At 73.5% G+C, this 13,515-nt stretch carries 13 protein-coding genes; 4 read left to right on the top strand and 9 right to left on the bottom strand.

All coding sequences use genetic code 11. The features are described from left to right. Positions 1–402: 402 nt before the first annotated feature. A complete protein-coding gene (locus tag ABZ885_RS24970) occupies positions 403–1,407 on the bottom strand; it encodes a stage II sporulation protein M (RefSeq protein WP_360192662.1) in 1,005 nt (334 codons plus the stop codon). A 230-nt stretch (positions 1,408–1,637) separates the two neighbouring features. Here ABZ885_RS24970 and ABZ885_RS24965 point away from each other — a divergent pair, with 230 nt between their 5' ends. After that, complete coding sequence (locus tag ABZ885_RS24965; protein ID WP_360192659.1) at positions 1,638–2,615, top strand: RDD family protein; 978 nt, start codon at positions 1,638–1,640, stop codon at positions 2,613–2,615. 48 nt (positions 2,616–2,663) lie between these two features. Here ABZ885_RS24965 and ABZ885_RS24960 read toward each other — a convergent pair whose 3' ends face one another. Then, positions 2,664–3,299: a hypothetical protein gene (locus tag ABZ885_RS24960; RefSeq protein WP_360192656.1), complete on the bottom strand. Its 636-nt coding sequence runs from the start codon at positions 3,297–3,299 to the stop codon at positions 2,664–2,666. A 117-nt stretch (positions 3,300–3,416) separates the two neighbouring features. On the opposite strand from ABZ885_RS24960, the gene ABZ885_RS24955 reads away from it, so the two are divergent. Both ABZ885_RS24955 and ABZ885_RS24950 read left to right on the top strand, forming a co-directional pair. Continuing rightward, positions 3,417–3,929 carry a SigE family RNA polymerase sigma factor gene (locus tag ABZ885_RS24955; RefSeq protein ID WP_360192653.1) on the top strand — a complete coding sequence of 171 codons (513 nt, stop codon included), beginning with the start codon at positions 3,417–3,419 and terminating at the stop codon, positions 3,927–3,929. After that, positions 3,926–5,011: a hypothetical protein gene (locus tag ABZ885_RS24950; RefSeq protein ID WP_360192651.1), complete on the top strand. Its 1,086-nt coding sequence runs from the start codon at positions 3,926–3,928 to the stop codon at positions 5,009–5,011. The genes ABZ885_RS24955 and ABZ885_RS24950 overlap by 4 nt, the downstream gene beginning before the upstream one ends. A gap of 66 nt (positions 5,012–5,077) precedes the next feature. On the opposite strand, the gene ahcY is transcribed toward ABZ885_RS24950, so the two are convergent. The 6 genes from ahcY to ABZ885_RS24920 form a co-directional block, all read right to left on the bottom strand. Continuing rightward, positions 5,078–6,526 carry an adenosylhomocysteinase gene (gene ahcY / locus ABZ885_RS24945; protein ID WP_360192648.1) on the bottom strand — a complete coding sequence of 483 codons (1,449 nt, stop codon included), beginning with the start codon at positions 6,524–6,526 and terminating at the stop codon, positions 5,078–5,080. A 349-nt stretch (positions 6,527–6,875) separates the two neighbouring features. Further along, a complete protein-coding gene (locus tag ABZ885_RS24940) occupies positions 6,876–7,850 on the bottom strand; it encodes a cation diffusion facilitator family transporter (protein ID WP_360192646.1) in 975 nt (324 codons plus the stop codon). A gap of 88 nt (positions 7,851–7,938) precedes the next feature. Then, positions 7,939–9,201 (bottom strand): SIS domain-containing protein, encoded by a 1,263-nt coding sequence (locus tag ABZ885_RS24935; RefSeq protein ID WP_360192643.1) that lies wholly within the window; start codon positions 9,199–9,201, stop codon positions 7,939–7,941. A gap of 83 nt (positions 9,202–9,284) precedes the next feature. Then, positions 9,285–9,467, bottom strand: coding sequence for a Trm112 family protein (locus ABZ885_RS24930; RefSeq protein ID WP_360192641.1), 183 nt, complete (start codon positions 9,465–9,467; stop codon positions 9,285–9,287). 116 nt (positions 9,468–9,583) lie between these two features. After that, positions 9,584–11,014, bottom strand: a complete 1,431-nt coding sequence (locus ABZ885_RS24925; RefSeq protein ID WP_360192638.1) for a phosphomannomutase/phosphoglucomutase — start codon at positions 11,012–11,014, stop codon at positions 9,584–9,586. Positions 11,015–11,115: 101 nt separating this feature from the next. Continuing rightward, entirely contained in the window at positions 11,116–11,481 is a 366-nt protein-coding gene (locus ABZ885_RS24920; RefSeq protein ID WP_360192635.1) for a DUF3499 domain-containing protein, read from the bottom strand. A gap of 184 nt (positions 11,482–11,665) precedes the next feature. Here ABZ885_RS24920 and ABZ885_RS24915 point away from each other — a divergent pair, with 184 nt between their 5' ends. Beyond that, a complete protein-coding gene (locus tag ABZ885_RS24915; RefSeq protein ID WP_360192632.1) occupies positions 11,666–12,118 on the top strand; it encodes a metallopeptidase family protein in 453 nt (150 codons plus the stop codon). 87 nt (positions 12,119–12,205) lie between these two features. Here the strand turns inward: ABZ885_RS24915 and ABZ885_RS24910 are convergent. Next, on the bottom strand, positions 12,206–13,515 hold a 1,310-nt coding region (locus ABZ885_RS24910; RefSeq protein ID WP_360192629.1), incomplete at its 5' end, for a DUF5719 family protein.

Here is a 13,515-nt window from a genome sequence, read left to right as displayed (position 1 = left end):
GCTGTTGAGTTCTCAAGGAACGGACACTTCCTTCGGACCGCCTTCCAGCGGGCCCTCCGGGCGCTTCGTTCTTTCGTGTTTCCAGCTTATCAGATCCTCGCGGCCGTTCTTACCGGCCTTTGTTTCTCTGAATTCCCGCTGGAGGGATTTCCTTCACTTCGCTCCGAAGCTTATCAAAGCTTTCGGTGTGCTCAGTTCCGGGGTTTTACCTCGTCGGAGGGTGCGCATTTCGTGAAACGCACTCGCCCTCGATTCGGCGGTGTCGTAGACACTAACGCCTGGGACCGGTCGTTGTCCAACCTGTCTCAACCGTTCAAACCTACTAGCCCACCCCTACCACGTCAATGGTTTGGCTGGGATGCAAGAAGAGTAGCAGGTCAGAGGCCTGTTGATCACATCGGCTCAGGCCGCGACCGGCTGCAGGTCCGCCCGGTCGGCCGCGTCCAGGTCGCCGGTCTCGCCGTCGGCCGCCGCCTTCCTGCCCAGCACCAGGGCATAGAGAAGGAAGGCGACCTCGGCCAGCACGCCGATCGAGATCCGGGCCCAGGTGGGCAGGCCGGACGGAGTCACGAAGGCTTCCAGCACTCCGGAGACGGCGAGGACCGTCGCGAGCCCGATGCCCATGCCGATGATGGCGCGGCCCTGTTCCGCGAGGGCGGTGCCGCGGGTACGCGGGCCGGGGTCGATGATCGTCCAACCGAGGCGCAGGCCGAGGCCGCCGGCCACGAAGACGGCGGTCAGCTCCAGCAGGCCGTGCGGGATGAGCAGGCCGAGGAAGACGTCGAGCCGGCCGGCCGAGGCCATCAGGCCCACGCCGAGGCCCAGGTTGAGGATGTTGGTCCACAGCACGAAGAGCACGGGGATGCCGAGGGCGATGCCGTAGAGCAGGCACTGCACGGCGATCCAGGCGTTGTTCGTCCAGACCTGGGCCGCGAACGAGCTCGCGGGGCGGTCCGAGTAGTACGCCTCGTAGTCGCCGCCGGGCCTGGTCATCTCGCGGAGCGTCTCCGGCGTGGCGAGGCTGTTCCGGACCTCGGGGTGGGTCGCCACCCACCAGGCGATCAGGGCGGTGCCGAGCAGCGAGAGCACGGCGACCGGCAGCCACCAGCGGCGGGAGCGGTAGAGCGCGGCCGGGAAGCTCACGGTGTAGTAGCGCCCGACGTCCCGCCAGCCGCTGCTCCGGCTGCCGGTGACCGCGTCCCGCGCACGGGAGACCAGGCTGGTGAGACGGCCCTCCAACGTGGGGTCGGGGGCGGCGGCCTGGACCTTGGCGAGGTGACCGGTGACGCGCTGGTAGAGGGTGACCAGTTCGTCCGCCTCCTCACCGCTGAGCCGACGGTTCCGGGCGAGGGCGTCCAGCCGTGCCCACTCCCCCTGGTGGGTGGCGACGAAGACGTCCAGGTCCATTCGGCAGCTCCATGGTCGGCGCGGGGCGCGCGGGCAGACGGGTGCGGACAAGTGGGCCCAGCATGCCAGGGGGACGAAGCATCCGGGCGGTCGGGACCTCCCTTCCCGAGTGACGGCGCGGCACCGTATGTTGACGATTGCAGATCACGGGATCGTGGGGGCCGATCCGACGGACGCTCCCGCCCGCGCGAAGCGCGAACCACAACCACCGACGGAAACGGACGGGTGTCTTGAGCGACCTGGTGACGGGTGAGGCGGTCGTCCTCGGCCTGCGCACGGCGAAGCTTCCGAGCCGGGCACTGGCGATCGCGCTGGACCTGGCCGTGGAGACCGCCGCGCTCGTGGTGGTCTCGCTGATGCTGAGTGTCGCCCTGGTCGACCTCGACCCCGCCGGCCTCGCCGCCCTCATGATCGGGCTGACGGTCTTCTTCCTGGTGGCCGTGCCCGTCATGGTCGAGACCTTCACCCGCGGCCGCTCGCTCGGCAAGGCCGCCCTCGGTCTGCGGGTGGTCCGCACGGACGGCGGCCCGGTCCGGTTCCGGCACGCGCTGGTGCGCGGGCTGGTCGGCTTCTTCGAACTCATCGTGCTGAGCGGTGTGCCGGCGGCGATCTGCTCGGCGGTGTCCTCGGACGGCAAGCGGCTGGGGGACGTCTTCGCGGGGACCCTGGTGGTCCGCGAGCGCGTGCCGGGCGGCGGCAGCGCCGCCAACGCGCTGCCGCCGGTGCACCCGCAGCTGCTGCAGGCGATCGGCGGCGAGCTGGTCGCGCTGGACCTCTCCGCGGTGCCGGAGCCGCTGTGGCTGGCGATCCGGCAGCTGCTCGGGCGGATCGGCCAGCTGGACCAAGCCGTCGCGCACCAGATGTCCGCCCGGCTCGCGGACGACCTGGCGGCCCGCACCGGCCACCCCGTCCCGTACGGGCTGCACCCGGCGGCGTACCTCGGGGCGGTGCTGACCGAGCGCCAGCGGCGCGAGTGGACGCGGGCCCAGACCCACGCGTTCCAGCAGCAGCAGCTCCAGGCCCACCCGACGGCCCCCGCGGCCCCGTTCCAAGCGGCCCCGACGTTCCAAGCGGCCCCGACGTTCCAGGCGGCCCCGCCGGCCCCCGCCGCACCGGCCCCCGCCGCACCGACGGCAGCGGCTCCCGCACCGGCACCGGCCCCCGCACCGCAGCCGGCCCCCGGCACCGGTTTCGCCCCGCCCGCCTGACGCCGGACCTCCCGAAGGCCTGCGCCCGCCGGACAGCCCCTGAGCCGGCTACCCCCCGAAATCCGCCGGCCACGCGTTCGGCGGCGACTCCAGCTCCTCCAGCTCCACCCCCGCCGCGGCCAGCACCACGTCACCCGCCAGGTGCACCACCTGCTGCTCGCCCGTCTCCAGGTCCGCCACCTGGTACCGCTCGACCAGCAGCGGGCCGGAGTCCGTCTCGTGGGTGTCCACCCCCTCCAGCAACCACCCCTGGTCGAAGGTGCGCGGCGCCAGCACCGGCTCGGTGAACGCCACCAGCCGCACCTTCGCGCTCGCCCCCTCCCGCAGCCGCAGCAGCCGCGCGGTGGCGACCAGGAACCCCGGCGACCGCCCGGCGAACCCGTGCGCCCGGTCGTGCCCCTCCACCGCGTGCTCCCCGCCCGGGTCGGCGGCGTCGGTGCGCACCCACGCCACCCCGTCGACGGCACCGCCCCGGACCTGCCACCCACCCGCGCGCAGTTCCATCCGCAGCGGCCGAGCACGCGAGTCCAGCGTCAGGTCGGTCGTACCGAGGACGTGGCCGTCCGGCGCGTAGGTCTTGGAGACGTACCGCCAGCCGGCCGGGCCGGGCGCGCAGCTGAAGCGCTCCTCCCCGAGCAGCACGTGGTCATGGGTGTCGTGGAGCGAGTACCGGCCGTTGGGCATGCCCGAAAGCCTACGCGGGCGATCTCCGCCGCGGCGTGCAACGTTCGGGCCGGTCGCTCGCATTAGGGAGGTGGACGGCGCGGCAGCGCGCCGACGCCACGATGAGAGGAGGTGCGGATGGCGAAGCAGACACGCGACGCGGAGTTCACGGAGTACGCGGCTTCCAGGAGCGGCTGGCTGCGGAAAGTCGCCTACCTGCTGTGCGGGGACTGGCACCGGGCCGACGACCTGGTCCAGGAGACCATCACCAAGCTGTACATGAACTGGGCCAGGGCCAGGCGGATCGAGAATCTGGACGGCTACGCGCGCCGGGTGCTGGTCAACACGTTCCTGGGCGAGCAGCGTTCGTCCTGGTGGCGTCGCACCGTCCGCACCGCCGCCGAGCCGGACACCGCCGCCGCGAGCGTCGATCTGGACGTCTCGCTCGATCTGCGCCGGGCCCTGGCTGCACTGCCGCCCCGCCAACGGGCCACCGTCGTGCTGCGCTACTACTGCGACTTGACGGTCGACCAGGCGGCCGAGGCACTGGGCTGCTCCTCCGGCAACGTCAAGAGCCAGAGCTCCCGTGCGTTGGAGACCCTCCGCAGCAGACTCACCACCCGTCCCGCCGTCGCCGAGAGGGTGTCATGACCATCACCGATCCCGACGACCTGGTCACCCGTCTGACGGCCCTGGCCGACGAACCGGCTCCGCCTCCCGGCTTCGACGCCGGCCGCTCCGTGGCCGAGGGCACAGCCCGGCTGCGGCGTCGCAAGCTGACCGTGATCGGCACCGTCGCGGCCGCGACGGCCGGGGTGGTCACGGCCGGCACCCTCCTGCTCCCGGGCGGCGGCACCGCCGCACCCGTGCTGCCGGCCGCGCCCGCGGTGGTCACCACTCCTTCCCCGGCGGTCACGCCGTCCCCGACCGCCGCACCGCAGCGGGCCGGGACCGACCCGCTGACCCCCGAGCTGCGGTTCGGCTGGCTGCCGGACTGGGCCGGCGGTGAAAAGGGCACCGGCTACCAGACCGGGTTCAGTAGCGTCGAGTTGCAGGCGAGCGGCCAGGGCGAGAACGCCCCGCGCCTGAAGCTCTCGCAGTACCCGGCCGGGTCCCAGCCCCCGATGACCGGGTCGCCCGGCAGCAAGGTCCGCACGGAGGAGGCCGAGCCGGTCGACGGACGGACCGCCTACTGGGTGGTCTCCGATGCGCCGCCGTACGACACGCCCACCCTGCGGTGGCTGACGCCCTCGGGCCGCTGGGCGGAGCTCTCGGGCTCCGACGGCCGGCCGGCGGACATCGCGCGGGAGGTCCTGCACAAGGTGGCCGCTGGGGTCCGGTACGGCGCGTGGGACGTCCCGCTGCCGGTGCGCTTCACCGGACTGCCCGACGCGTTCAAGGCCACCAACGTCAAGCTGACGCGCCCGGACCCGGACGGCAAGAGTTCCTGGAGCGTGTGGCTGATGCTCGAGGCGGAGGGCAAGACCGTCTGGCTCACCGTGAAGCCGGCCGCACCGGGGTCGCCGACGTCGCCGACCGGGAAGGACGGGTCACCGATCACCGGCCCGAACCCGGCACTGTGCTCCTCCGACAACGGGGTGCAGGTGTGTGCCGGGGCCGGGGCCGACCTGCCGCCCTCGCTGGCGCAGCTCGGCGGGCTGTCATGGATGCTCGCCCACACCGAGGCCCTCGGCGTCGACGCGAGCACCTGGACGACCGACGTCATGCACTGACGCGCCGGTGGCCGGCACCCCCGCCACGGGGGTGCCGGCCACCGGCATCAACGTCCGCGGAGCGGATCAGTAGCGGTACTGCTCCGCCTTGTACGGGCCCTCGACCGGGACGCCGATGTAGTCGGCCTGGTCCTGGGTCAGCGTGGTCAGCTTCACGCCCAGCGCGTCCAGGTGCAGACGGGCGACCTTCTCGTCCAGGTGCTTGGGGAGCACGTAGACGCCGATCGGGTACTGCTCGGTCTTCGTGAACAGCTCGATCTGCGCGATCGTCTGGTTCGCGAAGGAGTTGGACATCACGAACGACGGGTGGCCGGTCGCGTTGCCCAGGTTCAGCAGGCGGCCCTCGGAGAGGACGATGATGGTGCGGCCGTCGGCCTTGCGCCACTCGTGGACCTGCGGCTTGACCTCGGTCTTGACGACACCCGGCAGCTGGGCCAGGCCGGCCATGTCGATCTCGTTGTCGAAGTGACCGATGTTGCCGACGATCGCCTGGTGCTTCATCCGCGCCATGTGGGAGGCCAGGATGATGTCCTTGTTGCCGGTGGTGGTGATGAAGATGTCGGCCGTCTCGACGACGTCCTCCAGGGTGGCGACCTGGTAGCCGTCCATCGCCGCCTGGAGCGCGCAGATCGGGTCGATCTCGGTGACGATGACGCGGGCGCCCTGGCCGCGCAGCGACTCGGCGCAGCCCTTGCCGACGTCGCCGTAGCCGAAGACGACCGCGACCTTGCCGCCGATCAGGACGTCGGTGGCGCGGTTGATGCCGTCGATCAGCGAGTGGCGGCAGCCGTACTTGTTGTCGAACTTCGACTTGGTGACCGAGTCGTTGACGTTGATCGCCGGGAACAGCAGCTTGCCGTCGCGGTGCATCTCGTACAGGCGGTGGACACCGGTGGTGGTCTCCTCGGTCACGCCCTTGATGGTGGCGGCGACCTCGGTCCACTTGTTCGGGGTCTCGGTCAGGGTGCGGTTGAGCAGCTCCAGGATGATCCGGAACTCGTCGTTGTCCGCGGTGGACGGGTCCGGCGCGGCACCGGCCTTCTCGAACTCGACGCCCTTGTGGATCAGCAGGGTGGCGTCACCGCCGTCGTCCAGGATCATGTTCGGGGTCTGGCCGTTCGGCCAGGTGAGCGCCTGCTCGGTGCACCACCAGTACTCCTCCAGGGTCTCGCCCTTCCAGGCGAAGACCGGCACGCCCTGCGGGTTCTCCGGGGTGCCCTCCGGGCCGACCGCGATGGCGGCGGCGGCGTGGTCCTGGGTGGAGAAGATGTTGCAGGAGCACCAGCGGACCTCGGCACCGAGGGCCGTCAGGGTCTCGATCAGGACGGCGGTCTGCACGGTCATGTGCAGCGAGCCGGTGATGCGGGCGCCGGCCAGCGGCTGGGAGGCGGTGTACTCGGCGCGGATCGCCATCAGGCCGGGCATCTCGTGCTCGGCCAGCTGGATCTCCTTGCGGCCGAACGGCGCCAGGGAAAGGTCGGCGACCTTGAAGTCACCGGTGATGTCGGTCGACATGCGTCTGCTCCTCGCTGATGGGGTGGGGCGTGGCCAAGGTCCTGGGGTGCGTCGCAGCACGGCGCGGCACACGGGTGCGCGGCAACGCCGGGTCGGTCCGGGTCCACGGGGTGGGCCGGCTCCCTGCTGCTCAGCACAAACCGTCGGAGGACCTCTCTCCCTCGACCGGCGTGTGCCCTCGCGGGCACGGCCGCCGATCGACCGCCATCAGCAGCGACGTTCTGGCTCTGGTGACGAATCTACACCGGCGGCCCCGGGGCCCGGCTCGCTATGACCGATTTCGGCCTCGGCCGGTCGGGCCCGCCGTACGTACGCCGGGCCCGCGCGCCGGGCCCTTCGGGCGGCGGGCTCAGTGCGCGCCCGGCACCGGCCCGCCGGGGGTGGCGTACGGGTCGTCGCCCGCGGCCTCCTTCTCGGCGCTGTAGATGTCCGGCTCCAGGTAGATGACGCGGGCGATCGGGACGGCCCGGCGCACCCGCACCTCGGCGGCGTCGATCGCCTCGGCGATCTGCGCGGCGGTGTCCTCCGCGTTGACCGCGATCTTGGCGGCGACCAGCAGCTCCTCCGGGCCGAGGTGCAGGGTCCGCATGTGGATGACGCGGGTGACGGTGTCGTGGTCCACCAGCGCGTCCCGGATCCCGGCCACCACCTCGGGGTGGGCGGACTCGCCGATCAGCAGCGACCTGGTCTCCAGCACCAGCACGACCGCGATGACGATCAGCAGCAGGCCGATCGCCAGGGTGCCGATGCCGTCCCAGACGCCGTCCCCGGTGATCGCGGTCAGGCCGACGCCGAACAGCGCCAGCACCAGGCCGATCAGCGCGCCGGTGTCCTCCAGCAGGACGACCGGCAGCTCCGGCGCCTTGGCCCGGCGGATGTACGCGGGCCAGCCGTGCCCGCCCTTGTCCTTGGCGGCCTCGCGGAAGGCCGTGAAGAAGGACCAGGCCTCCAGGGCGACGGCGAACAGCAGTACGCCGACCGGCCAGTACCAGTTCTCCAGCTCGTGCGGGTGGGCGATCTTCTCGTAGCCCTCGTAGACGGCGAACATGCCACCGACGCTGAACAGCACGATCGAGACCAGGAAGGCGTAGATGTAGCGCTCGCGGCCGTACCCGAAGGGGTGTTCGGGGGTGGCCTTCCGCTCGGAGCGCTTGCCGCCGACCAGCAGCAGCACCTGGTTGCCGGAGTCGGCCAGCGAGTGGACGCCCTCGGCCAGCATCGAGGACGAGCCGGAGAACGCGAAGGCCACGAACTTGCCGGCCGCGATGCCCAGGTTCGCGGACAGGGCCGCGACCAGGGCCTTGGTACCGCCTTCGGTGCTCATGCTTGGGAGGGTCCCTCCGCCGGGGGCCCTACGAGCCCGCGCTCAGTCCTTGTCGAGCGCATACGGTACCGGGCCGCCGCGGCCGTGATCAGGACCGTGCGGCTGCGAGCCCCAGGTAGACGGCGGCGAAGTCGGTGAGCGCGATCAGGTCGGCCAGCGCGTGCAGCGGGTCGGTCCGGGCGCTGGCGTACTCGGTGAGCCGGACGTCGTGGGCGGCGGCCAGCCGGTGGGCCCGGGTGGCGCCGAAGCTGCGCGGGCCCTCGTCGTCGGCCGGCACCTCGGCCGGGCCCGCGTCCTCCTCGGCGGGCACGGGGCTGCCGGGCGCCGCCGGGGTGTGCCGCAGCAACAGCACCTGGAGGTACAGCGGGTCCGGCTCCTCGACCCGGTCGCGGAAGAAGTCGTCGGGGTCGGCGCCCGCACCGAGCTGCCCGGTGAACATGCCCCGGTGCGCGGTGAGCACCTGCGGCAGCCGGCCGGCCAGCGCCGGGCGGCCGGCCCGGTCGGCGAGCTGGGCGGCGAACCGGACGGCGGCGGCCTCGGCCACCGGGCCCTCGGCCCACAGCAGCGGGACGGTGCCGGCCAGCCGGGCGGCGAGGCCCTTCGCCGGATTGGTGTACGCGGCGGCGTCCGGCCGGCAGCGGACGGCGGTCTCGTCCAGCAGGTCGGCGGTGGCGGCCGGTGCGTCGTACGGCAGCTGGGTGACGCCGAGCTTCTGGGCGAGGGCGAGCAGCGGCGTGAGGTGGGCCCAGAGCGCGGCCGGGTCCTCGGCCGGCAGGTCGGGCTCGGCGGCGGACCCGGCCGGCGGCGTGCCGTCGTCGGGCAGGTTGGCCGGCACGTACGGCAGCGGCAGCGCGCGCACCTGGAGGGCGGCCTCGGCCAGCGGGCTGCCGGCCGGGGCGGTGACCACGATCGCGCAGCCGCGGGCGTACGCCTGCTCGGCAAGGGAGACCAGGCCCTGCTCGCCGCCGTCGGCGGAGCTGATCACCAGCAGGTCGAGCGGCCCGGCCCAGCCGGGGAGCTGCCAGGCGAGCCCGGCGGTGAAGGCGGGTGCGGCGGCGGTCCGGTCGGTGCGCGGGACGGCGGCGGCGTCGGCCGGCGGCAGGGGGGTGACCAGGACGGAGGTGCCGGCCAGGGCTGCGAGGACCTCGCCCGCCGTCAGGGCGCTGCCGTGGCCGGCGACCAGCACCGCGCGGGGGCGGCCGTCGGGGCGCAGCCGGTCGATCCCGGCCGCGTCGGCGAGCCGCAGGGCGGTGCGGACCCGGGCGCCGGCGCCCGCCAGGGCGAGCAGGGCGCGGTCGTGGTCGGCGCGCTGGAGGGCGGCCGGGTCGTCGAGCAGGGTGTCGTCGAGCATGCGGCGGGCCTCCGGCTGCTGGCTGGGCGCTGAGGGCTGCGGGTCGGGGGGGCGTCCGCGGGCGCGGTGTCCGCCCCCAAGGATCACGCCGGGCGGCGGGCCTCGTCCACCAGCAGCACCGGAATGCCGTCCCGGACGGGGTAGGCGAGGCCGCAGTTCTCGCCGGTGCAGACCAGCTCGGGGTGGTCCTCGCTGCCGCCCTCGGTGAGCGCGGCCCGGCACTGCGGGCAGACCAGGATCTCCAGCAGGAAGGATTCGAGCTTCATGGTGTTCGGGCTCCCAGGTTCGGGTGGCAGGGGTCTCAGGGTGACGCGGCGGTGCCCCGGCCGAGAGGAAACCCTACCGGCCGGGGCACCACGGGCGTGCGTCAGGCGCAGCCGGTTCAGGCGCGCACGATGGCGAGGACGCCGTCGCGCAGTTCGGCCATCCGGGCCGGGTCCTTGGCCTCGACGTTGAGGCGCAGCAGCGGCTCGGTGTTGGAGGCGCGCAGGTTGAACCACCAGTCCGGGCCGGCCACGGTGAGGCCGTCCAGCTCGTCGACGGTGGTGCCCTCCTGGGCGTAGGCGGCGCGGACGGCGGCGGAGCGGTCGGCCTGGTCGGCGACGGTGCTGTTGATCTCGCCGGAGGCGGCGTAGCGGTCGTACTCGGCGGTGAGGGCGGAGAGGGTGCCCTCCTGCCCGCCGAGGGCGGCCAGCACGTGCAGCGCGGCGAGCATGCCGGTGTCGGCGCGCCAGAAGTCGCGGAAGTAGTAGTGCGCGGAGTGCTCGCCGCCGAAGACCGCGTCGGTCTCGGCCATCTCCTGCTTGATGAAGGAGTGGCCGACCCGGGTGCGGACCGGCTTGCCGCCGAGCTCGCGGACCACCTCGGGGACGGTCCAGGAGGTGATCAGGTTGTGGATGATGGTCGGCTCGGCCTCGCCGGCGGCCTGGGCCCGGGCGATCTCGCGGGCGGCGACCAGGGCGGTGATGGCGGACGGGGAGACCGGCTCGCCGCGCTCGTCGACGACGAAGCAGCGGTCGGCGTCGCCGTCGAAGGCCAGGCCGAGGTCGGCGCCGGTCTCGCGGACCTTGGCCTGCAGGTCGACCAGGTTCTTCGGGTCGAGCGGGTTGGCCTCGTGGTTGGGGAAGGTGCCGTCCAGCTCGAAGTACATCGGGACGAGCTCGATCGGCAGGCCGTCGAAGACGGTCGGCACGGTGTGGCCGCCCATGCCGTTGCCGGCGTCGACGGCGACCTTGAGCGGGCGGATCGCGGTGAGGTCGACCAGGCCGAGCAGGTGGTCGGCGTAGCCGCGCAGCGTCTCCTGGGCGGAGAGGGCGCCGGGCTTCACGTCGCGGGCGGGGACGGTGACGGTGTCGTCCTCGGCGGTCCAGGACTCGACCAGCTCGCGGATCTCGGCGAGGCCGGTGTCCTGGCCGACCGGGGCGGCGCCGGCCCGGCAGAGCTTGATGCCGTTGTACTTGGCCGGGTTGTGGCTGGCGGTGAACATCGCGCCGGGCAGGTCGAGCTTGCCGCTCGCGTAGTACAGCTGGTCGGTCGAGCAGAGGCCGATCTCGACCACGTCGGAGCCGTAGGCCGCGGCGCCCTCGGCGAAGGCCCGGCTGAGCGACGGGGAGGACGGCCGCATGTCGTGGCCGACCACGATCGCGGTCGCTCCGGTGACCTGCACGAACGCGGCGCCGAAGGCCCGCGCGAGGTCCTCGTCCCACTGGTCCGGGACCACGCCTCGTACGTCGTACGCCTTCACGAGCTGCTTGAGGTCGCGCACTGCGGCTCCACCCTGGTTCTCTGTCTGATCGGCGGGCTGGTCGCCCATGGTCACGATACGTCCGAGGACGGCACCTGTCGGTACCCGGACAGGGGGGCAGCGTACCGGGAGACGGCGGGGGCCCGGATTCCGGTGGGGCGGGCGCCGGGTCAGTTGTCGGGCGAGCGCAGCACGCGCAGGTGTCCGCGGCGGCCGGCCTCGGTGGACTCGCCCTCGGGGCCGCGGCCCTGACGGGGGGTCTGCGGGCGGGCGGCCTCGCGGACGGCGTTGGCGAGCGCTTCGAGGTCGTCGCTGCTGCGGCGCAGCGGCCCGGCCTCGGCGGCGAGCCGGACCACCTCCCAGCCGCGCGGGGCGGTGAGGCGCTCGGCGTGCTCGGCGCACAGGTCGTAGCAGTGCGGCTCGGCGTAGGTCGCGAGCGGGCCGAGGACGGCGGTGGAGTCCGCGTAGACGTACGTCAGCGTCGCGACGGCCGGTCGGCCGCACGCGGTCCGCGAACAACGACGTACAGAGCTCACGAGGGTGGACGGTACAGCACTCCCCGCCGGGGAGCGAAGACCGCCTGCCCGGAGGGTGTGCCGTGTCGCGGTCCGCGCGCCTCGTACGCCCCCCGCCGCCCGCTCGTGTGCGCCCGCCGCCCCGGGCGTTTCGCGGCCGGAGTGGTCCACTTCCGACCGTCCAAGGACTACCCTCGGCAGTGATATGGACAGCTCTGCACCGCAGTCATCGACGGGACCCTCGCGCCGTCCCCGGCACCGCGACCGGCACGGCAGGGGGCTGCGCGGCCCGCTGGCGCCGCCCCAGGTGCCGATCTCGCTCACCCGCTCCGAACTGTTCGACGACTACGTGCGCGAGTCGGTGGAGCGGCTCGAACGGCGTTGGCCGCAGTTGATCGAGGTGGAGTTCGCCGTCCAGGAGGTGCCGCTGCAGGAGGCGGACGGCCCGGACGCGGACGGCGGGGTGCCGCTGGGCCGGGTGTCGCCGGGGCGGCAGGGCCGGAAGAGCCAGATCGTGGTGTACCGGCGGCCGGTGGAGATCCGGGCGAAGTCGCGCGAGGACCGTGCGGCGCTGGTGCACGAGATCCTGATCGAGCAGGTGGCGGAGCTGCTGGGGCTGTCGCCGGACGCCATCGACCCGCGGTACGACGAGGACTGACGCCGGGACCCCCGGCCGGCCGACGGCACGCGAGGACGACGAGAAGGGGCGGTACCCGGCCGGGTACCGCCCCTCGTCGTCGGCGGGTCAGCGCAGCACGACGCCCGGGTTCTGGGCGGCCTGCGGCACCTTGACGCTGCTGCGGTCGTCGCGCAGCGCCTGGACGGTGAACATCGGGACGTCCTTGGCGGGGAGGGCGAGCATCCGGGCGGCCGCGACCGGGCCGCCGGAGACGGTCTCCACGGTGAGCGCGAAGCTGCCGTTCAGGCCGCCGGGCTCGGGTGCCGGAAGGGCGACCGTGCCGCCGGCCGGCAGCTGGACGTCCTTGCTGACCGGGGTCCCGCCGCCGGAGCCGGCCGAGGCGGTGACCTTGACGGTGGCGGCGTCGCCGGTGGAGGTGAGGAACAGCGTGGTCGCGCCGCCGCCGCGGTTGTCGGCCACCGTGGCGCGGGCGCCGGCCGGGACGGTGCCGGCCAGCCAGGCGGCGTCGGACTTGCCGTTCTGGCCGGCCCGGTCGACCCGCAGGCCGGCCACCACCGGGGTGGGGTGCTTGTCGTCGCTGGGCGACAGCCGCAGGCCGGCCACCTCGTCGCGGGTGACCTTGCCGAGGTCGACGGCGGCCACCATGCCGGCCTTGACGTGGATGGACTCGTTCCCGGCCGGGGTGAACCAGCCGTTCTTGCCGGAGAGCTGGATCTTCAGGTCGGCGTCGTCCTCCGGCGGCGCCCAGACCACCAGGCGGGCGCCGGCGGTGTCGGCGGGCAGGCCGGGCATCACCTGGGTGGGTGCCGGGTCGGCCGAGGCGGGTACCCAGTCGGCGCCCTTGCTGCCGTCGGCCGCGTGCAGGGCGGCGCCGACCCGGCCGGTGCGGACGACCACGTGCACGGCGAGGTCGGTGACCTGGCCCTTGCTGATGGTCGGCAGCAGGACGGACTGGGAGCTGCCGGGGGCGACCGAGATGCCGTTGGCGGCGTCGTTCTCGATCAGGCCCTTGTCGCCGTACAGCTTGATGTCGACGACGGCGGCGGTGGCCTCGGTGTTGACCAGGCTGACGTAGTCGGTGCGGTCGGCGGACGTGCTGGCCCCGGCGAACCAGAAGCTGGTGCCGGCCGGGGTGCAGGTGATGCCGGACAGGCCCAGCCCGCGCTGCTCGGTGACGGTGGTGGTCTGGGAGACGGTGAAACCGGGCGCCAGGGCGCCGGTGGCGACGGCCCCGGTGCCGGGGGCGGTGTCGCCGTTCGCGGCGGGGCCGGTGACCGGGGTGCCGGGCTTGGCCAGGGTCAGCCGGGCGTCGGCGGGCGCGCCGCTCTTGGCGGGCGCGGGGGCACCGGAGGCGGACGGCGCCGGGGTGGCCGGGGCCGACGGCGTGGCCGCGGACGGCGCCACGCCCTCGGCGG

This window comes from Kitasatospora sp. NPDC047058 (assembly GCF_040643935.1).
Lineage (GTDB): Bacteria > Actinomycetota > Actinomycetes > Streptomycetales > Streptomycetaceae > Kitasatospora.
The sequence above is the reverse complement of the archived record's forward strand: the minus strand, read 5'-3'. Positions and strand labels throughout refer to the sequence as shown.